The following is a 24,514-nucleotide window of genomic DNA, read 5'->3' on the forward strand; positions in this document are numbered from 1 at the left end:
GCCTCCTCTTTTCGTTTGGGGAGTGCTCCCCGTTCGATGAGACAGGTGTAGGCCGAAAAGGGTTTTGCAGTATTTTCAGCTCTTGCTGCGCTATGCGCAAATCTTGCGCTCCGGTGTGCGCTCCGGCAGGCGGCTACCATTAATCGGTGATGAGCGTGCGGTACTGGCCGGGCGTCAAGCCAGTCATCTTGCGAAAGACGCGGGTGAAATTCGCCTGCGAGCCGAAGCCGGTATCGAGCGCGATCTCCACGAGCGAGGATCGCGCAAGCCGCAGCTTTTCCTTGGCCGCCTCGATCCGTCGCTCGGTGACGTAGCGATGCGGGGTCAGGCCGGTGGCTTTGCGAAACATACGGGCAAAATGAAAGGGGCTAAGGCAGGCCTCGGCAGCAAGGTCATTCAGCGAGATCTGTGCGGCGATGCGGGCTTCGATGAAATCGAAGACGCGTTGCAGCCTTTTTGGATCGATGGCCGGCGCCCGCGCGGCAGGTCGCCACCGGCCAGATGAATAGGTGCCGAGCAGGTGCGCCACCAGCGCCATCTGAATCCCGTCGAGGAAGAGCCGATCGGTCGGCTCCAGGCTTCTGTTCAACAAACCGCGAAAGAGCTGGCCGATCTGCCGCACCATGGGATCGGGGACGCCGCCGGCATAGGCGAGCTGCACCCTGGCCGGGTCGATGTCAAAGTTCGAAAGAGCGCTCTCACCGACGAGCGACGGCGGCAGGAAGATGTGCAGGGACTCGGGCATGGTGCCGATGATTTCTACATCGCTCTCATGGACACCAGCCGGACATATCCAAGCGACACCGGGCCGAGCGATAGCCTCCTGCCTGTGACCGTCACCAGTCCACCTGATCTTCGACTGACCCGAGAGCAGAACGGCTATTTCCGTGCATTCGAGTGTAAGGTCGACCTGCCAGCCCGGATCGAAACGCCGCAGCTCCACCTGCAGCGACGAGCACTCAACGAGCCCGCCCACTCTCTCGCTGGTCCGATACTTTCTGTCCCCTTGCGATTCTACGAAAGTCATGTCGCATCCGCGCCGTGAAGCTAGATCTAAACTCGAATTGTTCAGTCTCGGCTGGCCGATTTCCGCCGCCACGCTGCCATCAATCTGCAATCATCTTTGATTTATTAAAGGAATATTTTTCAGGCACGCCGCCCTGCTGTCAGGGGCCCGCGTATTACCATCAGGATTTTGGCTGAAATTCAGGCGAGCGCAAGTCCAATAGCCCGAAGTGATGCTGCCACGGTCTTCCTGCCTCTTTTGTCGCAAGACATCGTGGAAGACGGCGATATTCTCATATCCCGCCGCATCCTGTAGGGTCGCGGGATCTGCGGACCTATGGGAATATTTCAGAGAGATCGATGAAGAAGACCTTCAATCCGGCCTCGGTGCGCCGGCCTTTTGGAAATTACAATCACGGCCTGCTGGTGCCGCCCGGCGCATCGCTTCTGGTCACGTCGGGTCAGCTTGGTATCGGTCTCGACAATACTGTTCCGAGCGATATCAGTGCTCAGGCTGAACTCTGCTTCGAGGCGATCAAGGCGATCCTCGAAGAGGCGGAAATGAGTTTTGCCGACGTCATCCGCATTTCGGGCTTCGTCACCCGCCGTGAGGATTTCCCGGCCTATATGGCCGTGCGAGATCGCTATACGCTCGATCCGAAGCCGGTTTCCACCTTGCTCGTCATCGGCGGCTTTACGCGCCCCGAGTTCCTGGTCGAAGTCGAGGTTACGGCCGCGAAAATCTTCTAAAAGCGCTCCATCGCGCCTCCGACACGGGCGAGGAATTTTGCCCGCGTCTCCGGCGTGCAATTGTTCATGTCGTAATGGGCGAGGAAAGTTGCCGGCCTCACCGGATTGATCTGCGCCCTCAACACCCTCTTGACGATCTTCTTCGGCGGATTGCCGGCTGCAAAGGCGCGGAAGGGCGTTGCTCCGTAGGTCAGGACGGCTGCAAGCTTGCGGATGTGGTGCAGCCGCGATTCCACCTTGCCGTTGACCAGCTCGAAGGACACGCCCGGCAGCCATACACGGTCGAAATATCCCTTGAGGATCGCCGGAAAGCCGAAGTTCCAGATCGGGGTGCAGATCACCAACCCCTCGGCCGCCTTCAACCTTTCGACATGCGATTCCACCAGCTTCAGATTTTCCGGATAGTCGTGATAGGCGAGTCGGTCGTGGCGCGAGAGCACCGGATCGAACTGCTCTTCATAGAGGTCGCAGCCATCCACCATATGCCCGGCCTTCTCAAGGCTCTCGACGGTTTGCCGGTAAAGCGCCTTGCCGTAACTTTCCTCGACCGGGTGAGAGTGGAGGACGAGAACCCTCATGAGGCCTCCATCAGGTCCGCCAGGCCGGGGAAGAGATAGTTCTTGCCGGCATTGAAATCGAAATCGGGATTTTCCCACGCAATCATCTTGCCGGGATTGAGCAGGCCCTTCGGATCGGTTTCCTGCTTGAAGGCGAGCTGCACCGCGTCGGTGCGCTTCATGCCGCCTTCTTCGAGCGTATAGCGGTGCGGGTTGAAGATCGGGCATCCATTGTCCTGGTGGATCTTGATAATCTCCTCCAGCCGCTCCTCGGTGGTATAACGCACCAGCGGCAGGCCGGAGCACTGGATCTGGCCGTCGAATTTGATGAATTCGAGATGACCCGGCACTTCGTCACCGAAGATCTCCATCATCTTCCGGACCTTGGCGACATGATCGGGTCCCGGATATTGAACCTGCAGATAGGTGAAGCTCGGATCGACCTTCAGGGCACGCAATGTCGTGTGGTTCCAGGCGAGCTCATAGGCATGCGGGATGCCGCGCATGCTTTCCACCTTGTCGGAGCGGAACATGATCTCGCCCTTCTGCGCCGCCGTGAAAGCCAGAAAGGCATCCATGGAATGTGGCGCGATCATCAATACGACGATCGACTGGCCCTGACGGATATAGGGCTTGTGGCGGGTGAAATAGTCGTAAGGGATGGGAGCTGCGATCGGCGCGATCTCCTTGACGAGAATGCCATTGCATTTCGCCAGCGCGTCGGAGAAGCGCACCGCCTCCATGAAATCGTCATAGCCGACGAGCACATCGACCCAGTCATAGGCGGGTGCAAGCGGCATCTCGATCTCGGTGATGATGCCGTTCGTGCCGTAGGCGTGGCTCACCTTCTGGAGATCCCAGCCGGTGAGATCGAGCACGCGCGGTTCGGCTTCCATGGTGACGACGCGCAGGCGCAGGATATTTCCGAGGTCGCGCAAGCCGCCCCAGGTGATCGAGCCGACGCCGCCGGAACCGCCGGCGATGAAGCCGCCGACCGTCGCCGTCTGCGCGGTGGAGGGGTGGAAGCGCAGCTCCTGGCCGGAATGGGCCTTGGTCTGCTTGTCGAGTTGGGCAAGTACGATGCCCGGTTCGCAGACGACACGGCCGGGATGGATCTCCTTGATCTTGTCCATCGCCGCAAGGTTCAGCACGATACCGCCGGAAAGCGGCATGGCCTGGCCGTAATTGCCGGTGCCGGCGCCGCGCGGCGTGACCGGCACGCCATGCGCATAGGCGACCTTCAGCGTCCGGATGACCTCGTCCTCGGTCTTCGGCGTGACAACGAGATCGGCGGAAACATTGTCGAGCTGCGCCTTCAGGATCGGCGAGTACCAATAGAAATCCCGGCTCTTCTGGCGCACCAGCGCTGGATTGTCCTCAACAGCGATGCCCTCGAGTTCTTTTTTGATCTTCTGATAATCGGCCATGTCAGGCTCCAACGACGTTATCGAGTTCACGGTAATCCGGCAGGCTGCGGTCGATCACCTTGCCGCGGCGAAGCACGACGCGGTCAGACTGCGGACGGGACAGGAATTCACTCCAGCGCCGCGCGCTGAAGAGCACGAGATCGGCCGGATCGCCGGCGGCGATGCGGCCCTTGTCCGGCCGTCCGACGATGGCGGCGGGCGAGGTGGTGACGACACGGGCGGCGGTATCGAGCGGATGGTCGAGATGCAGGATCCGGACGGCCTCACGGAAGACCTCGACCGGATCGAGATCACCATAAGCATAGAAGGGGTCACGAGTATTGTCGGATGCGACCGCAGTCGCGACGCCGGCGGCGGCCAATTCCTTGAACAGGGTGACGCCGCGCCAGCGCGGGGTGCGGTCGGGATGGCGGTCCTGCAGATACATGTTGCACATCGGCAGCGCGATGACCGCGATCCCTGCCTTGGCGACCAATTCGACGGTGCGCGCGGCGGTGTCTTCGTCCTGGCGGGCGAGCGAGCAGCAATGGCCGGCGGTCACCTTGCCCCCGAACCCGTTGCGCAGCACGGCCTCGGCAATTGCCTTCAGCGTCTCGGCGCCGCGGTCATCCGTCTCGTCGACATGCAGATCGATATTTAGGCCATGCTCCGCGGCAGTCCTGAAGAGCGTGTCGAGCTGCCAGACAAGCTCCGGCCCCATCCGTGTGACGCCGCCAAGCAGGCCGCCGCTCTGCCGGATTGTTGTGACGAGATCGGTAAAGAAGGCGCTGTCTGCCATGGCATCCAGCGGGAAGAGGGCGACCGCCTGCAGTGCGATCCTGTCTTTCCAGGCATCCCGGATTTCGGCAAAGACCTCGAAGGAGATGCGATGCTGGGGCGCAAGCGAATCCAGGTGCGTGCGGATCAGGCTGGTGCCATGGGCATAGGCGGAGCGGAGCGAGAATTCCATCCGCCGCTTGACGTCCGCGGCCGACCAGTTGGCTTCACGGTCGGCCCTGACGGCATCGAGCGCGCCCATGAAGCTGCCGTCGGGATTGGCCTGGCGCGGCCAGATATGGCCCTTGTCGAGATGGGTATGGATATCGGCAAAACACGGCCAGACCATGCCGTCCTTGAGATCGATCCTGGCATAATCGGCGGGTGCGGCGCCGGCCGGCCGGATGGCGGCAATCATGCCGTCGCTGATGACGATATCGACCGTGGCCAGTCCTTCCGTGACCGGCACGCCGACATGTTCGACGGTGATGGCGGGCACTGTCGCATTGCTCAGCACGAAGCGGGCCGCATTCGGCGGGGATATGAAGGAATAGGTCATCAGTTTTCCCGTTTGATGCTGCTTTCATGCCAGCGGTGAAGGCTCAGCCAGGCAATGAGGGTGGTGAGGCCGAAGATCGCTACGCCAAGCATGGAGAGCATCAACAGCGCCGCGAAGAGCCGCGGGATGTTCATCCGGTACTGCGCTTCCAGCAGGCGGAAGGCGAGGCCGGAGCCGGCACCGGCGGAGCCCGCGGCAAATTCAGCGACGACGGCGGCGATCAGCGCAAGCCCGCCACCGATGCGAAGACCGGTCATGAAATAGGGCTGGGCGGCCGGGATCTTCAGATGGATCAGCGTCTGCCAGCGCGAGGCACCATAGAGTTCGAAGAGGTTGATGAGGTTATGGTCGACGCTCTTCAGGCCCTGCACCATGTTCGAAAGGATCGGGAAGAATGCGACGAGGAAGGCGCAGATGAGCAGCGCGACCTGCGTGGAGGGAGCGTAGATCAGGATCAGCGGCGAGATCGCCACGATCGGCGTCACCTGCAGGATAACGGCGAGCGGATAGAAGGCGATCTCGATCCAGCGCGATTGCACCAGGAAGATTGCAAACCCCACGCCGCCAATCAGCGCCAGCATCAGCGAGATGAAGGTGATCTTGGTCGTGACCCAGAGGGCCGGCGCAAGCGTGCCCCAATCATTGACGAAGGCAGCGGCCACCGCGCCGGGACCGGGCAGAATGTATGGCGGAACGCCCGAGAGCACCACGTAAAGCTCCCAAGCGATGATGAGCACGGTGATGACCAGGAAAGGCACGGCGATGCGCAGCGCCAGCTCACGCCGCCGGGCGTTCGCCGGTTGGGAGGCGGGCGGGGATACGGCTTCGGCGGCTTCGATGCTTTCGACGCTCATCAGTGCTCCTCCGATCCGCCCATCGCCTCGATCAGCGAACGGGACGCCTTTTCGCAGGCCTGCCGATATTGTTCCGAGGTTCGATAATGCGAATCCCGCTCGAGGCTGGTGGTCAGCGGAAAATCGGCATGCACGCGGCCGGGTCTCGCCTTCATCACCACGATCCGGTTCGAGAGATAAGCAGATTCGAAGACCGAATGCGTCACGAAGATCACCGTAATCCCGGTCGTCTTCCACAGCCGCAGTACGTCGTCGTTGAGCTTCTGGCGGGTGATCTCGTCGAGCGCGGCAAAAGGCTCGTCCATCAGCAGCAGCTTCGGCTTTGTCACCAGCGCGCGGGCGATCGACACGCGCATCTTCATGCCCCCGGAGAGTTCGCGCGGATAGGCATCGGCGAAATCCTGAAGATTGACGGTCGCCAGCGCTTCGGTGATCCGGTCGCGGGCTTCCGCCTTGGAGATCCCGCGCAGTTTCAGCGGCAGGTAGACGTTGCCGAAAACGGTCTTCCACGGCATCAGCGTCGGCTCCTGGAAGACGAAGCCGATATCGCCTTCAGGCAGGCCCTTCGAATTGATGCGTGAACTTGGCCAGTCGATCTTGCCCGCGGTGATGTCGCCAAGGCCTGCGATGATGCGCAGCGCCGTGGACTTGCCGCAGCCGGAGGGGCCAAGCAGGCTGATGAATTCGCCGCTTTCGACCGTCAGCGACATGCCCGAAAGCGCTGTCGTGCCGCTGGAAAAGACCTTCGACACTGACTGCATGACGACCAGCGGCCGCTTTCTCGCTTCCTTCGAAGGCGCCGCCTTGGTTTCGGCTAGGGACATTTTCTCGCTCATTTGTCGAAGGGGATGCGGTCCGCCGCCAGATAAGCGGCGGACCTGGCCTGGGAGGCTTATTTCTTCAGCGCCATTCCGGCGCCCTTGCAGACGAACTTCGTCGTGAAGGCCTTGGTATAGTCGGTGTCGGTCTTGAAGACCTTGATGGCAGTCATCTCGTCGAAGAACTTCTTGTAATGGGCGTCGGTGATGCAGCCGATGCCCTTGTCGAGGCTGTCACCGGATTCGATGATGCCGTATTCCTTCATCTTGGTGATCGAATAGGCGATCTGGCCGTCCGTTATTTCAGGATTGTCCTTCTTGATCAGCGCGTTCGCCTTGGCGTTGTCGCCGTAGAGGTAATTGTACCAGCCCTCGATCGAGGCATCGACAAAGCGCTGCACGACATCGGGCTTGCCATCGATCATCGCCTGCGTTGTCGTGATCATCGTCGAATAGGGTGAGTAGCCGTTGTCGGCGAGCAGGAAGACCTTTGGCTCGAAGCCTGCCTGCTTCTGGATCTCGTAGGGTTCGGAGGTCAGGTATCCCTGCTGGGCAGACTGCTTGTCTGCGAGGAAGGGGGCGGGACTGAAGTTATAGGGCTTGTACTGCTCGTCCTTGAAGCCTTTGAAGTTGGCTTTCATCCATTCGAAATAGGTGAGGTAGCCATCCTTGCTGAGGAACAGCGTTTTCAGCTTGGCGAGGTCCTCGAACTTGTCGACGCCGTTATCCGGATGGGCGATCAGTACTTGCGGATCCTTTTGGAAGATCGCGGCGACATCGACCAGCGGAATGCCCTGCTCGACAGCGGATATCTCTCCCTGCGGACCACCCATGTAGAAATCGAGCTTGCCGGAGATCAGCAGCGCGCTGTTTGCAGCATTCGGGCCGCCTTGGACGATGGTGACGTCGAGGCCGTATTTTGCATAGGTGCCGTCGGCGACGGCTTGGTAGAAGCCGCCATGTTCCGCTTGGGAAAGCCAGTTCGTCCCGTAGCTCACCTTGTCGAGGGCAAGCGCCGGCGAGGCGGCGGCAAGCATCGAGGCGAGGCCGAGGCAGCTCAGGAATTGCGTCTTCGTCTGTGCTTTCAACATGGTCGGCAGTTCCCCTTTTTGACCGAGGGAGACCTTGCTCGGCCTCCTTTTGAGGGAATTTGAGCCATTGCCATGCGCTTTGAAAAGCATCAAAATTCGTGCGCATTGATGCCTTTTCGGCATCTGTCGGAAAGCTGAAGATAATTTGTGCGCCCTGCGCAAAATTTATGCATCGGAGAGACCATGCTGCACTCCAGACGCCTTCTCTACATCAACGAGATTGCTCGTTGCGGTTCGATCCGCAAGGCGGCCGCGCGCCTCAATGTGGCGTCGTCGGCAGTCAACAGGCAGATTTTGGCGCTGGAGGAGGAGATCGGAGCGCCGCTTTTCGAACGGCTCCCGCGTGGCCTGCGGCTGACGGCTGCCGGCGAACTCTGCATCGAGCATATCCGGGACGTGCTGAAGAATTACGAGCGCCTGGAAGGGCGCATCCGCAGCCTCAAGATGCAGCAGGCAGGCAAGGTGCGCATGGTGACGACCGTTGGGCTTGCCGCCGGGCCGCTGCCCGAAATCATCGCGCGCTTTCTTTCAGAGCATCCGCGCGTCTTCGTCCAACTGCGCAACGACACCGGCGGCACGACGGCCAGCCCCGTTGTATCAGGCGAGGTGGATATCGGTCTCGGGTTCAACATCCCCGCCACGCCTGGCATCCGCACGCTCGGAAATTTCGATATCCCGATCGGTGTCGTGCTGCCGCCAGGGCATCACCTGATCGGCCCCGGGCCAATCAACCTGGCCGATGTCACCCAGGAAAAACTGGTTCTGGCGCAGCCGGGCACCAGCCTGCGCGAGGTGATCAACCTTGCTTTTGCGCGCCTGCCAATCTCGGTCGAGCCGGTGCTGGAAACCAATGCATCGGAGATGCTGAAGCAGCTGGTCAAATGCGGCACGGGGCTGACGCTGCTCAATCCGCTCGATGTCATCACCGAATGCCGGCGCGGTGAACTCGTTTTCCGCCCGATCGCCGAGCCGCATACGCGTTATCAGCAGATGAAGCTGTTTGCCCGTGCCCGCGCGCCCCTCGACGCAGCGACCAGCCTTTTCGTCGAATATCTTCTCGCCGAACTGCTCGGCCTGGTGCAGGAATTGCAGGCCAAGGGTCATATCCCACCGGATGTGAAACCCGCGGCTGAACCTATTTCACATAGAGATTCGAAAGCGGATAGGCCTTGAGATCCCGGAGCAGCTCGACAAACCCCTTGACCTGATGGCTGCAGATCGCCTCGCCCTTTTCGGCCGTGGCGATCGAGGCATCGCCGACCACGCCGAGGGGATTGAGGTCATGCGCGATCCAGGCCAGCGAATGCGGTGGTAGAGGCTGAAGATATTTGGATTGCTGCCGCATCCCTTCGGCCTTCGAGGCAAAGTTCTGCGCCTTGTCCATGCGCACCAGCTCGGGGCGGAAATGCAGCATCAACGACGTCTCGACATCGCCGCCGTGGATGCCGTATCTGCTCTCATGATCGCTGACCATGCCTTCCGGATGACCGAAACGGCCCCATTGCGTGGAGACCACCGCCATTTGATGGCGCACGCGCAGTTCGCGCGCGACGATGCTCATGATGTCGACATTGCCGCCGTGGGAATTGACGATCACCATCTTCCGCAGCCCGGCTTCGGCAACCTTGGCACCAATCGCCGTCCAGACGGGGATGAGCAGCTCTGCACTGAGCGACAGCGTGCCGGGGCCGTGGATGTGTTCGTTGGCCTTGCCGATCTCCTGTGTCGGAAGGACCAGGATGTCCAGATCCTCCGGCCGCTGCCTCTTCAGCTCCGCCAGCATGCCGGTCGCGATGGCGACATCCGTTGCGATCGGCAGATGCGGGCCGTGCTGTTCCGTCGAGGCGATGGGCAGAACGGCAATCGTGGTCTCGGGAGAGAGGTCGGCAAAATCATATGTATTGAGCTCGTTCCAGTAAAACGGCGTGGGCATGCGGTCATCCCTTTTCGTCACCTGCTTCGATAGGGAGTAGGGAATAAAGATAAGCCGGAAAAGCATCATTTTTTGCGCATGGCGCTGCTTTTTTTCGCGCGCATCGGCGGGTGTTACTCCGCCGGCGCTTCCGCATCCAAGCCAACTTCATTGAAGATGTGGTTCGCGGCATCTTATGACCGCGGCTCGGGGAATTCATGAGCCAGATCGATAACCGTATGCAACGGAAAGGGCCTAATCAGAAGGCGGAGTTGCACTACCTCAGCAGACGGCGTTGACGCGCGCCTATGTCCAACGAGCAAAGTGGAACAGTTCATGCCAAGCCGGATACAACTGGAACTTTCCCGCCGAGATCTACTTATCTCGTCGGCCGCAACGATTGCGGTCACCGGAGCCGTGGCGCCCGCGGCGGCACAGTCCCCAGGAAATGACATGGCCTATACATCGAAAGTTTCTTTCGCGGTTAACGGCGAGAACCGCGATCTGGAGGTCGACAATAGAACGTCGCTGCTCGACGCACTGCGCGAGCACCTGCATCTCACAGGTACGAAGAAGGGATGCGACCACGGCCAATGCGGCGCATGCACCGTCATAGTCGACGGCCACCGCATCAACTCCTGCCTGACACTGGCGGTCATGCACGAAGGCGATCAAATCACCACGATCGAGGGCCTCGGCCAGCCTGAAAACCTTCATCCGATGCAGGCGGCCTTCGTCAAGCATGACGGCTTCCAGTGCGGCTACTGCACGCCGGGACAGATTTGTTCCTCCGTGGCGGTGCTCGAGGAGATCAAGGCGAACATACCGAGCCACGTCACCGGCGATCTTACGGCTGAGGCGGCTGTCACTGCGGCCGAGATCCGCGAACGCATGAGCGGCAATATCTGTCGATGCGGCGCCTATTCCAACATTATCGATGCCATTGCGGAAGTCGCGGGGATTAAAGCATGAGAGCCTTCACCTACGAACGCGCCTTGTCCGTCGAGGCCGCGGCAAAGGCCGCCGCCTCCAATCCTGAAACCAAGTTCATCGCCGGCGGCACCAATCTCCTCGACCTGATGAAGCTCGAGATCGAGACGCCGGCGCATCTGATCGACGTCAACGGTCTCGGCCTCGACAAGATCGAGCCCACGCCGGAGGGCGGGCTGCGCATCGGCGCTTTGGTCCGCAACACCGCTCTTGCAGCTCACGAAACTGTTCGCCGCGACTACGGCCTGCTTTCCAGGGCGCTTGTCGCGGGCGCCTCCGGGCAACTGCGCAACAAGGCGACGACGGCCGGAAACCTCCTGCAGCGCACGCGCTGTCCCTATTTCTATGACCCGAACCAGCCGTGTAACAAGCGGCAGCCTGGCAGCGGCTGTTCCGCCATCGGCGGCTTCAGCCGCCAGCATGCCGTCGTCGGCACCAGCGAAGCTTGCATCGCCACGCATCCGAGTGACATGGCGATCGCTATGCGGGCGCTCGATGCTGTTGTGGAAACGGTCAAGGCCGACGGAAGTCGCCGCGCGATTGCGATCGCCGACTTTCATCGGTTGCCCGGCGACACGCCTGATATCGAAACAGTTCTTGAGCGCGGCGAGTTCATCACGGCGGTCCTGCTGCCGCCCCCGATCGGCGGCAAGCACATCTATCGCAAGGTGCGAGACCGCGCCTCCTATGCCTTTGCGCTGGTCTCGGTCGGAGCCGTGATCCAGCCGGACGGCACAGGACGGGTCGCAGTCGGCGGCGTCGCCCACAAACCGTGGCGCATCGAGGCAGCCGAAGCCGAGCTGCCGAAAGGCGCGCGGGCGGTGGCAGGCGTGCTTCTTGCCGGCGCCCGCCCGACCGAACAGAACCGTTTCAAGGTGGACCTGCTCGAGCGCACGCTCGGCGCGGTCATTGCTGAAGCAAGGGGTTGAGCCATGCAGTTCGATACGCCAGCAACAACCAACCCGATCGACAATCTGAAGGTCGTCGGCCAGCCGATCCACCGCATCGATGGTCAGCTCAAGACGACCGGCCGGGCGATGTACGCCTATGAGTGGCACGATCCGAATTTGTCCTACGCCTACGGCTATCCCGTCGGTGCGGCCATCGCCAAGGGCCGCATCACGTCCATGGACGTTTCCGCCGCCAAAAAGGCTCCGGGTGTGCTTGCCGTGGTGACGACGCTCGACATCGGCGAGCGGAAGAAGGGCAGGTTCAACACCGCCAAGCTTTTCGGCGGCGACGAGGTTCAGCACTATCACCAGGCAATCGCGGTCGTCGTCGCCGAGACCTTCGAGCAGGCACGCGCCGCAGCCTCCCTGGTCAAGGTCGACTATGCCGAAGAAAAGGGTGTGTTCGATCTCGGCAAGGCAAAGGATTCAGCCGTCAAGCCGGATGAATCGCAGCAGCCCGATACCGCGGTCGGCGACTTCGAGGCTGCCTTCAGGTCAGCTCCCGTCACTGTTGACGCATCTTATACGACGCCCGACCAGTCGCATGCGATGATGGAGCCGCACGCATCGATCGCGGCCTGGAACGGCGACGAGGTGACCGTCTGGACCTCCAGCCAGATGATCGACTGGTGGCGCTCCGACCTTGCAACGACGCTCGACATCGACAAGGAGAAGATCCACCTCATGTCGCCGTTCATCGGCGGCGGCTTCGGCGGTAAGCTATTTCTGCGGGCCGACGCCGTGCTGGCCGTTGTCGGGGCCCGAGCGGTCAAGCGGCCCGTCAAGGTCGCCTTGCCCCGACCCCTCCTGATAAACAACACCACCCACCGGCCGGCGACGATCCAGCGGATCCGCATTGGAACCGAGCGTGACGGCAAGATAACCGCCATTGCCCACGAAAGCTGGTCTGGCGACCTTCCGGGCGGCGGACTGGAGACCGCCGTCAACCAGACGCGGCTCCTCTATGCGGGTGCAAACCGGATGACCGCGATGCGGCTGGCGACGCTCAACCTCCCGGAGGGCAATGCCATGCGCGCTCCGGGCGAAGCCCCCGGACTGATGGCGCTCGAAATCGCCATCGACGAGATTGCCGAAAAAGTTGGGATCGATCCTGTGCAGTTTCGGATCGTCAACGACACGCAGGTCGATCCGGAAAAGCCGCAGCGGCCTTTTTCCCAGCGCAATCTCATCGGTTGCCTCACGCTCGGTGCGGAGCGGTTTGGCTGGAGTAACCGGGGGAAACCCGGTTCCAGGCGTGACGGCAACTGGCTGGTCGGCATGGGCGTTGCCGCCGCCTTTCGCAACAACCTCGTCCTTCCCTCCGGAGCAAGGGTAAAGCTCGACCGGGAAGGCGTCGTGACTGTGGAAACCGACATGACCGACATCGGGACCGGCAGCTACACGATCATCGCCCAGACCGCCGCCGAGATGATGGGGGTCACGATCGACAAGGTCGCCGTCCAACTAGGCGACTCGCGTTTTCCGGTTTCGGCGGGTTCCGGCGGACAGTTCGGTGCCAACTCTTCGACATCCGGCGTCTACGCAGCCTGTGTCAAGCTGCGTGAGGCCATAGCCAAGAAGCTCGGCTTCAACTCCGAAGACGTTATCTTCGAGAATGGCGCGGTCCGCTCGGGCAATCGTTCGGTGCCTCTTGCCGAGGCCGCCGGTCCGAATGGTCTTGTCGGCGAGGATACGATCAAGTGGGGCGAGCTTACCGAGACGCATCAGCAATCGACATTCGGCGCGCACTTCGTGGAGGTCGCTGTCGACATCGCCACGGGAGAAAGCCGCATTCGCAGGATGCTCGCAGTCTGCGCGGCAGGTCGGATCCTCAACCCGATCACGGCCCGCAGCCAGGTCATCGGCGCGATGACGATGGGGGCCGGCGGCGCGCTGTCCGAGGAATTGGCGGTCGACACCCGCCGCGGCTTCTTCGTCAACCACGATCTCGCCAGCTACGAAGTGGCGGTGCATGCCGACATTCCGCACCAGGAGGTGATCTTCATGGACGAGACCGATCCGATGTCGTCGCCGATGAAAGCCAAGGGCGTCGGCGAGCTCGGCCTTTGCGGCGTCGCCGCCGCGATTGCCAACGCCGTCTACAACGCAACCGGCGTCAGGGTTCGGCACTATCCGCTGACCCTTGACAAACTGATCGGCGGTTTGCCGGACGTGGCCTGATTGTTTTGGCGGCGGTCTCGAAACCGGACCGCCGTCGCTTTCCTGTAGGATTTCCAATGGATCAGACACTTGCGCCCATCACGGCGCCCATTCCCGTCAGGGCCTCGTCCACCGACGATCCTGCGGAACTGCTTCGCTTCGCGATAGACGCCCATGGTCTTGGCGCGGCGGCACTTGCCACCCTCGTCGAAATCCGGGGCGGGGCCGCGCGCGCGCTTGGCGCTCATATGGCGGTTGCCGCAGACGGGCGGTTCTGCGGGTATGTCTCCGGCGGATGCGTCGAGGCCGCCGTCGCTTCCGAAGCGCTGCTGGCAATGGCGGAAGGACGGGACCGCACGGTCAAGTTCGGCGACGGCTCTCCCTTCTTCGACATTGTCCTTCCCTGCGGCGGCGGAATCTCCGTCGCAATCCACGTCCTGAAAGATGTCGGAGCTTTGCGGCATGTTCTGGAACTTCTCGAATGGCGGCAGGCAGCCGGCCTTGCATATTCGCCGGAGCGGCAGACGCTCGAACCGGTAGAACCACCGCCACGGGCGTGCTGGCTCGAGCGAGATTTTCTGAGCGTCTACCGTCCCCGCACCCGCGTCGTCCTTTCCGGGCAGACGATCGAAGCGCAGGCCGTCGCACGACTGGCCGAGGCTTCGGGCTATGACGTGATCATCAATGGGCACGACGAGGATGCCGCCGACACTATCGATCCCTTCACAGCCGTCGTGCTCCTGCATCATGACCTCGACGCCGAAGCCGCTATTCTCGAGACCGCGCTTATGTCGCCCGGGTTCTACATCGGCGCGCTCGGCAGCACCCGGACGCATCGTCGACGTGTCGAGCGGTTGACAGTCATGGGTTTCAGACGCGACGACATCGGTCGTATCAAGGCGCCCATCGGGATGTTCGGCCCGACGCGGGATGCGACCTCGCTCGCCCTGTCGGTTCTGGCTGATATCGCCGCGGCAAGACTGGTGGCCTATGCGTAAGGCGTCAGTCGCGATCGTCATTCTCGCTGCCGGCAAGGCAAGCCGGATGGGTGAGGGTGGGAAGCACAAGCTGCTGGCCGAGTTCGACGGCGTACCGCTCGTGCGGCGGTCAGCATTGACCGCGCTCGGTGCGGATGCAGCGTCCGTTATTGTCGTCACGGGCCATCGCAGGAGCGAGATCGAGGCCGCGCTCGATGGGCTTACTCTGACTTTCATCGATAATCCCGATTACGCCAGCGGCATGGCGAGCTCGCTCATCGCAGGATTCTCATCGATGGACGCTGACAGCGCCGACGGCATTCTCGTCATGCTCGCCGATATGCCCGGCATTTCCACGACGCATCTCGATGCCCTGATTTCCGCATTTCGCAACGTGGACGGCAAGGCCGTCGTGCGCGCCGTCTCACGCGGCAAGCCCGGCAATCCCGTTATCCTGCCACGTTCTCTCAATCACGCAGTCCTCAGACTTAAAGGCGATGTCGGCGCGCGCGATATCATTGCGACGTCAGGCCTGCCCGTGGTCGATGTGGATGTTGGCGACGCGGCCTTGCTCGACGTCGACACGCCGGACGAGGTATTGGCAGCCGGTGGCGCATTGAACTGACCCGCGGAAAATACCGGGAGATGAGGATGATCTGATGAAACGGTTCGAGCTGGATTCTCCGCGGCTTTGAATTCGCCACTCTCAGCCGCGGATATGCCAAACCGTCATTCTGCAGCCGATGTATCAACGCACCGACCTGAATGCCTCTCGCAGCTCCTCAGCGAAAAGCTGGGGCTGTTCCCAGGCGGCGAAGTGACCGCCCATATCGACACGGTGGTAATAATGCAGCGTGGGATAGGCCTCCTTGCTCCAACTCTCCGGCGCCTGGTAGATCTCCTTCGGGAATACGCTGATTGCCACCGGGATCTTGATCTCTTTGGTCTTCTGGGCGTCTGCGCTGAAGTTGTTGTTGTTGTTTTCCCAATAGAACCGCGACGATGATGCCCCGGTGTTGGTCAGCCAGTACAACGTGATGTCATTCAGCATTTCGTCCTTGGAAAAAACACGCTCGGGATTGCCGTCGCTGTCGCTCCATTGAGCAAATTTTTCGTAGATCCAGGCAGCCAGACCCGACGGCGAGTCGGAAAGCGAGTAGCCGATCGTCTGCGGACGGGTCACCATCACGGCCCCATAGGCGGCATTCCGGCCGAAGAAGGCGCTCAACGATTCATAGGCATCCCGCTCGGGCGCCGACAATCCCGCAGGAGCCGGGTCTCCACTGTTGATCGCCTTGGTGAGATTGCCCGGAACGGTCGCCGGCATGTTGAGATGGATACCAAGCAAGCCCTTCGGTGCCTGGCGCGCCAGCGCATCGGAGATAACGGAACCATGGTCGCCACCCTGGGAAACATAGTGCGCGTAGCCGAGCCGCTTCATCAGGATGTCCCATGCTCGCGCTACGCGGTCAGGCCCCCAGCCAAGATCCGTCGGCTTACCCGAGAAGCCGTAGCCGGGGATGGAAGGGATGACCACGTCAAAAGCGTCCTCCGCTTTACCACCATAAGCTGTCGGATCTGTAAGAGGGCCGATCGCCTTGATGAACTCGAAGGTCGAACCCGGCCAACCATGGGTCAGAATGACCGGCAGGGCGTTGGGATGACGCGATCGCACATGGATGAACTGGATATCGACCCCGTCGATCGTCGTGATGAATTCCGGAAGTGCATTGAGCTCAGCCTCGGCCTTGCGCCAGTCGTAATCAGTGCCCCAGTAACGGACCAGATCCTGAACACGCGAAAGCTGGATGCCTTGCGAGGTGTCGCTCACGGTTTCCTTGTCTGGCCAACGCGTTTCGGCAATGCGCTTGCGCAGATCGTCAAGCTGTGACTGCGGAACGTGGATCTGGAACGGGCGGATCGTTTCGTCGGCTTCGATCGGCGTCGCCGGCCCGTCCGATGTGAGGTCGGCGGCACTCGCTGGCACGAGGTAACCGGCTGGGAACAGCAACATCGGTCCAACCGCCATCAGCATTGCTCCGCGGGAAAGCCGGCGCCAGGCGCGAATATTGTCAAACTGCTTCATTTGGCACTCCATGTTCTTGTCGCCCAGGGCGACATTTCGTGACGGAGTGATGTCTGACGGGTCCGCGTATCTGGTATGTTTCAAGAAGTGCCAAAAACGTATCAGAGTGTGGAGTGGCGGCTACACAGGGGCGGGAACGCGATCGTCGAGGACCGACCTAGGCCCTATGGTGCCTGAATAGAAAATCAAGTACCTCATTGCTGTCTGCGGAGGCTGCCCAGCATAGCCTTGAATCCCGCGACCGCCCGCTTCGAAACAGCCTCCGGATTCTCCGCATTGGCTATCCAAAGCGCCATATGGCTGCTGGCGCCATTGATGAGGCGAGCGGCGGTTTCGGTGTCGATGTCGATGATCTCGCCATCGGCCTTGAGACGGTCGAGGCTGCGGGAGAGGGCGGCGATACAGCCGGGGGTGTTCTGCCATTGCGAGATGTCGCCGAGTACAGCCGGGCCATCGCGAAACATGATACGCTGGATTTCGGGCTCAAGCGCCATTTCGATATAAGCGGAGCACTCGTCGACAAAACCCTGCCAGCGCGTGGAAGCGGCGGCCGAAACTTCGTTCAGCCGTTCAGTCATTTCCGCGTCGATTTCCATGATGACGGCTTGGAGCAGGCCCCTCTTGTCGCCGAAGTGGTGATAGAGGGCGCCGCGCGTCAATCCCGCTTCGCCGGTGAAATCGTCCATCGACGCTTCCGCGTAGCCGATCGTGCCAAAGGCGCGCCGGCCGGCTGCGATAAGTTTGCCGCGGGTCTCTGCGATCATCTCCTGGCGCGGTTTGCGCATTGCTTCTCCATTGGCATACGCCGCGTATCTTTTTCATTGACATACGGGCCGTATGCGTTATCTAAACACATACGCTCCGTATATAAGTGCTCTCTCCGATAACTGGAAGGATCGTCCCATGTCAAATCCGTATAAACAGATATTCGCGGCACCTGGGGCCAAGGGCTTCTCCGCAGCCGGCTTTTTCGCACGGCTTCCCATCGCCATGGCGCCGATCGGCATCGTCGCCATGCTCTCCCAGGCACATGGCGAATATTGGCTGGCGGGCGCCGTGTCGGCGACTTATGCGCTCACCAATGCGGTGATCTCGCCGCAGATTTCGCGAGCGGTCGACCGACTGGGCCAGACAGCAGTCGTCGTTCCCACAACCATCGTATCCGTGCTGGCGTTTATCGCGCTGATCACCGCGACCAACCAGAACTGGCCGGTGTGGACGCTCTTCGCCTCAGCCTTCCTCGCAGCAGCCATGCCGAGCATTCCGGCGCTGATGCGGGCGCGCTGGACGGAACTCTTTCGCAACCGGCCCGAGCTCAACACGGCCTTCGCGTTCGAAAGTGCCGCGGACGAACTGGTCTATATCGCCGGCGCCTCGCTGTCGGTCGGGCTGGCCGTCGCCCTATTCCCCGAAGCCGGTATGATGGTGAGCACAGCTTTTCTGGCGCTCGGGACGGCCGCCTTCATCGTGCAGCGCGGCACCGAGCCGAGGGTGCGTCATGTCGCCGGCGCGGCTTCGGTTGGCTCCGCGATCCGCCAGCGTCCAGTGCAGATCATCACACTCGCGCTGATCTTCGTCGGCGCGACCTTCGCAACCGCTGAAGTGAGTGTTGTCGCCATCACCAAAGAGCTCGGTCAGCCGAATGCCGCAAGCCTGGTGATCGGTGTCTATGCCCTCGGTTCCTTCCTAGTGGGTTTGACCCTCGGCGCGCTTAATCTGCGCATCCCCCTGCATCGTCAGTTGCTGATCGCTGTTGCGATCCTCGCACTGACCTCGCTGCCGCTTCTCATCGCCGGCAGCTCGGTAGCCCTGCTTGCTATCGCCGTCTTCGTCAGCGGCATCGCGATCTCGCCGACCTTTATAACGGCCTTCGGACTGATTGAGCGTCGTGTACCGGAATCGGTGCTGACGGAGGGCGTCACCTGGGTGATGACCGGCATCGGCATCGGTATGGCGCTTGGCGCCTTCGTCTCGGGCTGGGTCGTCGACAGCTACGGTCCCCAGAGCGGATTCTGGGTGTCTGCAGCCGCCGGGGCCGCGACCGTCCTTATCATTGCGCTCGGTCAGCGTACCCTCTCTGGAGAGTGCACCGGAGGGGAAGATTGCGCGATGCTGGAACCGGCGCAATAGCAGGGCGGGCGATAGACAGGAGCGACGCAGGAGGGTTCACCGGCCAACGGTTCGAAACCGTTCAAGGTGAAGGCAGTGGGTCAAGCCGCTTTTCGGGAGAACTCACGAGCTAAGTCGAGGAATGCTCGGACGCCAGCCGATAGATTTCGACGTCCAGGATAGTATAGGCATAGCCCTGGATACGGCAGCGTCCAATCTTCTAAAACACGAACAACGCGCCCCGCCTCTATGTCCGAGAGAATGTCCTGTTCAAAGAGGTAGCCCACGCCGGCGCTTTCGATCACAGCGGTCCGCGTAAGGCTGGCCTCATCGAGTGCGATTGGCCCCCGCACGTCTATCTGCACCGGCTCGCCGTCTTTTTCGAACCGCCATCGAAACAAGGAGCCGTCTGGCAGGCGAACACGAATGCACCTGTGATTGAGAAGATCCGGAGGCACCATGGGCTTACCATGTTTCTCGAAATACTCGGGAGACCCAACCACTGCGTGTCGCTGAGGCCGGCCGAGCGAAACGGCAATCATGTCGCTGGGAACGAGGCCTTCAACCCTGACGCCCAGATCGAACCCGTCCTTGACGATATCGACCATTTTACCCTCGGTAACGATATCGACAGTCATGTCGGGATAGCGGCGCAGGAACTCCAGCACGAGCGGTGAGATGATGGCGCGCGCCGCAAACGGCGCTGCGTTGATCCGTAGTGTTCCGGAAGGAGTCTCGCGGTGGGAGCGCACCAGATCCAGAGCAGCATGGAGATCCTGAAGCGTGGGCCCTACCTGCTGCACAAACAGCCTGCCGGCATCAGTCAGCGACACGCTGCGTGTGGTGCGGTTGAACAGTCGCACGCCGAGCCCGGCCTCAAGCCTGCCTATGGTGTGGCTGAGCGCGGTGGTCGACATGCCGAGATCGATGGCTGCTGCGCGGAATGTCCCGCGCCGGGCAATCGCAATGGCCGCTTCGAGTTCCTTCAAGCTGGCATGTTCCATTGTCCCGATCCGTTCAATACCGCATTCCGGTTTATCCCACTTATCTATGCAATGGTCGAGCGCTAACTATCGGAGCAGATCATGAGGAGAAACAGGATGGATTTGCCCCATATCGTGAACATGTATTTTGACGCCGACAGTCGCAATGATGCCGATGCGCTGGTGAAGACCCTCGCGGTCGATGCCGTGGTCGAAGATGAGAACGCTCGCCATCAGGGCGCCGTCGCAATCCGCGACTGGTGGGTGGCTGCGAAGAAGGCGACCCAATACCGTGCCGAACCCGTGGAATCCGCGGTTGACGGCGACAAGGCACTCGTCCGGGCGAGGGTGAGCGGCCAGTTTCCCGGTAGCCCGGTGATGCTCACCCACGCCTTCACCATCAAGGACGACAGAATCGTCAGGCTGGAGATATTATAATGGCCGACTTTCTCAACCTGAGAGGCAAACGGGCCCTCATTACGGCTGGAACCAAAGGTACTGGTGCCGCGACCGTCAGACTGTTTCGGGAGCTCGGCGCGCAGGTGCTGACAGCCGCTCGGGCCCGTCCGGACAGCCTGTCGGAAGATCTGTTCGTCGAGGCGGACCTGACCACCGAAGAGGGATGTGCAATCGTCGCAGAGGCCACACGGCGGCGCCTTGGCGGCGTCGACGTCATCGTCCATATGCTGGGTGGCTCTTCAGCGGCCGGAGGTGGATTTTCTGCACTGTCGGAAGACGACTGGCATAAGGAGCTGTCGCTCAACCTTTTTCCAGCCGTTCGCCTGGATCGGCAACTGGTTCCGGACATGGTCGCTCAAGGAAACGGTGTGGTGGTGCATGTGACATCCATCCAGAGAGTCCTGCCGCTTCCGGAATCGACGACGGCCTATGCTGCGGCGAAGGCAGCGCTTTCCACTTACAGCAAGGCGATGTCGAAGGAAGTTTCGCCCAAAGGTGTTCGTGTCGTTCGGGTGTCGCCAGGCTGGATCGAAACGGAAGCTTCGGTCCACCTTGCAGAGCGCCTGGCGAAGCAGGCCGGAACAGACCTCGAGGGTGGCAAAAAGATCATCATGGACGGGCTGGGCGGCATTCCGCTGGGGCGTCCGGCAAAGCCGGAAGAGGTCGCAAACCTGATTGCCTTCCTCGCCTCGGACCGGGCTGCATCGATCACCGGTACCGAATATACAATCGATGGGGGGACAGTGCCAACAGCTTAGGCGCCGACATACACGGCAAATCAGGCGGGCGCGTCCCAGCCGCCGATCTGGGAATAGATCGCGTTGCGGAGATGGCGGACGTCGCGGTTCAAAGCGCCCAATTCCTGTGGCGTCTGGGTCGAAGCTGCAAGCAAGGTGTCGCTGAGACAACCAGCCTTGTGCTGTAACGCCCTGCCTTCGTCGGTCAACGCAATCAACACCTGGCGCTCGTTGCTCAGGTTTCTGGTCCTACGCAGCAGGCCGGATACCTCAAGGCGCTTTAGAAGCGGCGTCAGCGTGCTGGATTCCAGGGCAAGGGCATTGGCAATGGCGCCCACCGTCTGCCCATCCTCGCCCCACAGCACGTTGAGCACGAGGTACTGCGGGTACGTCAGGCCCAACTCATCGAGAAGGGGCTTGTAAGCACGCTGGATGGCAATACCAGCAGTGTAAATTGCGTAGCACAATTGGTCGTGCAGAGGGGGCGGGTCGTTATGGCGTGCGGTCATTGTGAGCTCCTGTAGACTCCATATAGCCCATCCTAGAGAGAAATTAAATATCGCGATAAGAATTATCTTGACGCGAAACCCAAAGTCTGCGAGCTTACATATATCGCGATAACAGTTATCGCAGTTAACGAGGAGATAGCCATGACACGCAAGACCATGACCACCGTAGCCGCAATTGCTGCTGCAGCCTCACTGTCCGCCGCCGCATTGCCGGCGAACGCAGCGGACACCATCTCTCAAGACCAGCCGGTCAGAAACGTTGTGCTTGTCCACGGCGCCTTTGCGGACGGTTCTGGCTGGAAGGGTGTTTACGACAATCTCACCAAGCGCGGCTATCGCGTTACGATCGTCCAGAACCCGCTGACCTCCCTCGAAGACGACGTTGCCGCCACCAAACGTGCGCTGGAACGGCAGGATGGTCCGGTCATTCTCGTTGGACATTCCTGGGGCGGCACGGTCATCACGGAAGCGGGCATCGACGCAAAGGTTGCTGGCCTCGTCTATGTTTCCGCTCTGTCCCCCGATGCCGGCGAGACAACGGCACAGCAATACCAAGGATTTGCTCCTGCATCGGAATTCGTCATTGAGACCACGAAAGATGGCTTTGGATATGTCAGCCCGGAAAAGTTCAAGGCTGGCTTTGCTCATGACGTCAGTGATGCGGATGTTGCATTCATGAGGGATGCGCAGGTCCCGATCAACATGTCGGCGTTCGGCACGAAGTTGGAAAATGCTGCATGGCGCACTAAGCCGAGCTGGGCCGTCATCGCTACCGAAGACAAGGCATTCGATCAGGCGATGCTGATCCACATGGCAGAGCGCATCAAGGCGAAGATCACCAAGGTTTCGGCAAGCCACGCCCTGTTCATGACGCAGCCGAAGGTGGTCGCCGATACCATTGATCAGGCCGCTAAGGCCGTCTCGGCGAAGAAGCGATGACAGACGTAGCCTCATCGGGACAGTCCGCACTGTCCCGATGGCGACGAGCAGGGGCTGTCGAACCGAGCGAGGTCGGGCCGAAGCGAGCACATGGAAGGCCGCACGATCTCGGACTGGGATCCATTGCCCGCATTCGCCCCCGGGATCCCCAGCAAATTCGCTATTGTTTTGAATCCATTCACGGAGGTAGTCACGTGAAGCTGAATAGTCATGACCAAAATGCACCCGAAAATCCGCCCATTCCTCAGAACGAGGTCGGTGGTGTTTTCGACTTCATCGTCTGCGGCGCCGGGTCCAGCGGCTCCGTCGTTGCCGCGCGACTGGCAGAGGATGGAAATGCAAGCGTCCTACTGCTCGAGGCAGGCGGTGACGATGCGGCCGAGACCGTTACAAACCCTGCGCAGTGGCCGCTCAATCTCGGCTCGATCCGGGACTGGGGTTTTGTCGGACAACCGGCACCTGGCCTGGACGGCCGACGTCTTCCTCTCAGCATGGGCAAGGGGCTCGGCGGCGGTTCGAGCATCAATGTCATGGTGTGGGCCAGGGGGCACAAGGGAGATTGGGACCACTTTGCCGCTGAAGCCGGCGATGACGCGTGGGGCTATCAGTCTATCCTCGGCTACTATCGCCGGATCGAAGATTGGCAGGGCGCTCCGGACCCAACGCGTCGAGGCATGGGCGGACCGGCCTACGTAGCGCAGCCGCAGGCGCCCCAACCGATCGCAGAGGCCTTGTTGAGTGCGGCATCCACTATCGGTATTCCCGTCTACGATAGCCCGAATGGTGAAATGATGGAGGCCCCGGGCGGCGCATCTATCGCTGAACTGCGGATCCGGGATGGCAAGCGGGAGTCTGTCTTTGGATCCTATGTCAGCCCGCTCATGTCGCGCCCAAACCTGACTGTGCTGACCGACGCACTGGTCACGCGCCTCATCTTCGATGGCAAGCGTGTGACGGGGGTCGAGGTTCTCGTCGATGATCAGTTGCGTCAATTCACTGCGCGTTGCGAAACGGTACTGTCGCTAGGCGCGATCAACACTCCGAAAGTGTTGATGCAGTCGGGCATAGGTCCAGAAGATGAGCTGCAAGCCCACGGCATTCCCGTGGTTCAACACTTACCGGGCGTTGGGCGCAATCATCAGGATCATCTCGCATTCGGGTGCACCTGGGCATATCGAAAACCAGAAGCCGTCGGTGGTAGCGGCTGCGAAGCAAAACTCTACTGGAAAAGCAACTCGCGTCTTGCGCAGCCGGACATTCTTCAGTGCCAGTTGGAGTTCGCTGTGCCGTCACCGATCGAGACGGGCCTCGAAACGCCGCAACATGGGTGGACGATGTTTAACGGTCTCGCCCAGCCGAAAAGCCGTGGTTGGCTTCGGCTCTCCGGCCCCAACGCAAGTGACCCTATCCTCATCGAACCCAATTCGTTGAGCGAACCAGAAGACATGGCTGCTGCCCTGGCCGCGGTGGAGCTATGCCGGGGATTGGGAAATAGCCACGCTTTCAAGCCGTTGGTAACGGCCGAGACTGCTCCGGGCGCGCGCAACCGATCAGGGATGATCGACTTTATCCGGCGTTCGGCGGTCACCTACTGGCATCAATCCTGCACAGCCAAGATGGGACGCGACAGCATGTCGGTGGTCGATAACGAGCTCAAAGTGTACGGTATCGCTGGCCTTCGCATCGCAGACTCCTCGATCATGCCTCGCATCACCACCGGCAACACGATGGCGCCTTGTGTTGTCATCGGAGAGCGGGCGGCCGATCTGATCCGGGAAATGCATGGTCTTACGGACTCGAGCGGAGGGTTCAATCAGCCTATATGATGAAGAGATTTATGTGGAGCTCGGCGGCCAGCATACGTGGGCCGCCGAGCATTTTGTAGC

24 protein-coding genes are annotated in these 24,514 nt (G+C 61.0%); 12 read left to right on the top strand and 12 right to left on the bottom strand.

What is annotated here, in order from left to right:
* Positions 1-139 precede the first annotated feature (139 nt).
* Positions 140-1,027, bottom strand: coding sequence for an AraC family transcriptional regulator (locus FFM53_RS25100; RefSeq protein WP_138390514.1), 888 nt, complete (start codon positions 1,025-1,027; stop codon positions 140-142).
* Between the two features lie 338 nt (positions 1,028-1,365).
* Between FFM53_RS25100 and FFM53_RS25105 the strand changes: the two genes are divergently transcribed.
* Positions 1,366-1,755, top strand: a complete 390-nt coding sequence (locus FFM53_RS25105; protein ID WP_129417380.1) for a RidA family protein — start codon at positions 1,366-1,368, stop codon at positions 1,753-1,755.
* Here the strand turns inward: FFM53_RS25105 and FFM53_RS25110 are convergent.
* From FFM53_RS25110 to FFM53_RS25135, 6 genes are all read right to left on the bottom strand, one after another.
* On the bottom strand, positions 1,752-2,333 hold the full coding sequence (locus FFM53_RS25110) for an NAD(P)H-dependent oxidoreductase (RefSeq protein WP_138390344.1): 582 nt from the start codon (positions 2,331-2,333) through the stop codon (positions 1,752-1,754). The two genes, FFM53_RS25105 and FFM53_RS25110, sit on opposite strands and share 4 nt — an antisense overlap.
* The gene (locus tag FFM53_RS25115; RefSeq protein WP_138390342.1) at positions 2,330-3,739 is read right to left on the bottom strand and encodes an FAD-binding oxidoreductase; all 1,410 of its coding nucleotides are present in this window, start codon (positions 3,737-3,739) and stop codon (positions 2,330-2,332) included. Before FFM53_RS25115 ends, FFM53_RS25110 begins: the two co-directional genes overlap by 4 nt.
* A 1-nt stretch (position 3,740) precedes the next feature.
* Positions 3,741-5,054 carry a cytosine deaminase gene (locus FFM53_RS25120; protein WP_138390340.1) on the bottom strand — a complete coding sequence of 438 codons (1,314 nt, stop codon included), beginning with the start codon at positions 5,052-5,054 and terminating at the stop codon, positions 3,741-3,743.
* Positions 5,054-5,908: an ABC transporter permease gene (locus FFM53_RS25125; RefSeq protein ID WP_129417384.1), complete on the bottom strand. Its 855-nt coding sequence runs from the start codon at positions 5,906-5,908 to the stop codon at positions 5,054-5,056. Before FFM53_RS25125 ends, FFM53_RS25120 begins: the two co-directional genes overlap by 1 nt.
* Positions 5,908-6,732: an ABC transporter ATP-binding protein gene (locus tag FFM53_RS25130; RefSeq protein WP_138330729.1), complete on the bottom strand. Its 825-nt coding sequence runs from the start codon at positions 6,730-6,732 to the stop codon at positions 5,908-5,910. Before FFM53_RS25130 ends, FFM53_RS25125 begins: the two co-directional genes overlap by 1 nt.
* A 68-nt stretch (positions 6,733-6,800) precedes the next feature.
* The gene (locus FFM53_RS25135; RefSeq protein WP_138390338.1) at positions 6,801-7,817 is read right to left on the bottom strand and encodes an ABC transporter substrate-binding protein; all 1,017 of its coding nucleotides are present in this window, start codon (positions 7,815-7,817) and stop codon (positions 6,801-6,803) included.
* Between the two features lie 183 nt (positions 7,818-8,000).
* Here FFM53_RS25135 and FFM53_RS25140 point away from each other — a divergent pair, with 183 nt between their 5' ends.
* On the top strand, positions 8,001-8,990 hold the full coding sequence (locus FFM53_RS25140) for a LysR family transcriptional regulator (protein WP_138390336.1): 990 nt from the start codon (positions 8,001-8,003) through the stop codon (positions 8,988-8,990).
* Here FFM53_RS25140 and FFM53_RS25145 read toward each other — a convergent pair.
* Positions 8,953-9,819, bottom strand: coding sequence for a creatininase family protein (locus tag FFM53_RS25145; protein ID WP_171597873.1), 867 nt, complete (start codon positions 9,817-9,819; stop codon positions 8,953-8,955). The two genes, FFM53_RS25140 and FFM53_RS25145, sit on opposite strands and share 38 nt — an antisense overlap.
* Before the next feature lie 234 nt (positions 9,820-10,053).
* On the opposite strand from FFM53_RS25145, the gene paoA reads away from it, so the two are divergent.
* From paoA to FFM53_RS25170, 5 genes are read left to right on the top strand one after another with little or no spacing between them, the layout of a single operon-like run.
* Complete coding sequence (gene paoA / locus FFM53_RS25150) at positions 10,054-10,701, top strand: aldehyde dehydrogenase iron-sulfur subunit PaoA (RefSeq protein WP_173883652.1); 648 nt, start codon at positions 10,054-10,056, stop codon at positions 10,699-10,701.
* A complete protein-coding gene (locus FFM53_RS25155) occupies positions 10,698-11,648 on the top strand; it encodes an FAD binding domain-containing protein (RefSeq protein ID WP_138390330.1) in 951 nt (316 codons plus the stop codon). The genes paoA and FFM53_RS25155 overlap by 4 nt, the downstream gene beginning before the upstream one ends.
* Before the next feature lie 3 nt (positions 11,649-11,651).
* Positions 11,652-13,850 carry an aldehyde oxidoreductase molybdenum-binding subunit PaoC gene (gene paoC / locus FFM53_RS25160; protein WP_173883653.1) on the top strand — a complete coding sequence of 733 codons (2,199 nt, stop codon included), beginning with the start codon at positions 11,652-11,654 and terminating at the stop codon, positions 13,848-13,850.
* 56 nt (positions 13,851-13,906) lie between these two features.
* Positions 13,907-14,827, top strand: coding sequence for an XdhC family protein (locus tag FFM53_RS25165; protein ID WP_138390326.1), 921 nt, complete (start codon positions 13,907-13,909; stop codon positions 14,825-14,827).
* The gene (locus FFM53_RS25170) at positions 14,820-15,431 is read left to right on the top strand and encodes a nucleotidyltransferase family protein (protein ID WP_138390324.1); all 612 of its coding nucleotides are present in this window, start codon (positions 14,820-14,822) and stop codon (positions 15,429-15,431) included. The genes FFM53_RS25165 and FFM53_RS25170 overlap by 8 nt, the downstream gene beginning before the upstream one ends.
* A 123-nt stretch (positions 15,432-15,554) precedes the next feature.
* Here FFM53_RS25170 and FFM53_RS25175 read toward each other — a convergent pair whose 3' ends face one another.
* Both FFM53_RS25175 and FFM53_RS25180 read right to left on the bottom strand, forming a co-directional pair.
* Positions 15,555-16,892 (bottom strand): epoxide hydrolase family protein, encoded by a 1,338-nt coding sequence (locus FFM53_RS25175; protein ID WP_138390323.1) that lies wholly within the window; start codon positions 16,890-16,892, stop codon positions 15,555-15,557.
* 194 nt (positions 16,893-17,086) lie between these two features.
* Entirely contained in the window at positions 17,087-17,677 is a 591-nt protein-coding gene (locus tag FFM53_RS25180) for a TetR/AcrR family transcriptional regulator (protein ID WP_138330720.1), read from the bottom strand.
* A gap of 118 nt (positions 17,678-17,795) precedes the next feature.
* Here FFM53_RS25180 and FFM53_RS25185 point away from each other — a divergent pair, with 118 nt between their 5' ends.
* The gene (locus FFM53_RS25185) at positions 17,796-19,022 is read left to right on the top strand and encodes an MFS transporter (protein WP_138390321.1); all 1,227 of its coding nucleotides are present in this window, start codon (positions 17,796-17,798) and stop codon (positions 19,020-19,022) included.
* 80 nt (positions 19,023-19,102) lie between these two features.
* Here FFM53_RS25185 and FFM53_RS25190 read toward each other — a convergent pair whose 3' ends face one another.
* Positions 19,103-20,005, bottom strand: coding sequence for a LysR family transcriptional regulator (locus FFM53_RS25190; protein ID WP_171597882.1), 903 nt, complete (start codon positions 20,003-20,005; stop codon positions 19,103-19,105).
* A gap of 96 nt (positions 20,006-20,101) precedes the next feature.
* Here FFM53_RS25190 and FFM53_RS25195 point away from each other — a divergent pair, with 96 nt between their 5' ends.
* Both FFM53_RS25195 and FFM53_RS25200 read left to right on the top strand, forming a co-directional pair.
* Complete coding sequence (locus FFM53_RS25195) at positions 20,102-20,422, top strand: nuclear transport factor 2 family protein (protein ID WP_011649067.1); 321 nt, start codon at positions 20,102-20,104, stop codon at positions 20,420-20,422.
* Positions 20,422-21,201 (top strand): SDR family oxidoreductase, encoded by a 780-nt coding sequence (locus tag FFM53_RS25200; RefSeq protein ID WP_131643476.1) that lies wholly within the window; start codon positions 20,422-20,424, stop codon positions 21,199-21,201. Before FFM53_RS25195 ends, FFM53_RS25200 begins: the two co-directional genes overlap by 1 nt.
* Before the next feature lie 20 nt (positions 21,202-21,221).
* Here the strand turns inward: FFM53_RS25200 and FFM53_RS25205 are convergent, their stop codons facing one another.
* Complete coding sequence (locus FFM53_RS25205; RefSeq protein ID WP_011649065.1) at positions 21,222-21,689, bottom strand: MarR family winged helix-turn-helix transcriptional regulator; 468 nt, start codon at positions 21,687-21,689, stop codon at positions 21,222-21,224.
* A gap of 141 nt (positions 21,690-21,830) precedes the next feature.
* On the opposite strand from FFM53_RS25205, the gene FFM53_RS25210 reads away from it, so the two are divergent.
* Positions 21,831-22,628 carry an alpha/beta fold hydrolase gene (locus tag FFM53_RS25210; protein ID WP_138390319.1) on the top strand — a complete coding sequence of 266 codons (798 nt, stop codon included), beginning with the start codon at positions 21,831-21,833 and terminating at the stop codon, positions 22,626-22,628.
* A 194-nt stretch (positions 22,629-22,822) separates the two neighbouring features.
* Complete coding sequence (locus tag FFM53_RS25215) at positions 22,823-24,454, top strand: GMC family oxidoreductase (RefSeq protein WP_138390317.1); 1,632 nt, start codon at positions 22,823-22,825, stop codon at positions 24,452-24,454.
* Positions 24,455-24,514 lie beyond the last annotated feature (60 nt).

The organism is Rhizobium indicum, from assembly GCF_005862305.2.
GTDB classification, from domain to species: domain Bacteria; phylum Pseudomonadota; class Alphaproteobacteria; order Rhizobiales; family Rhizobiaceae; genus Rhizobium; species Rhizobium indicum.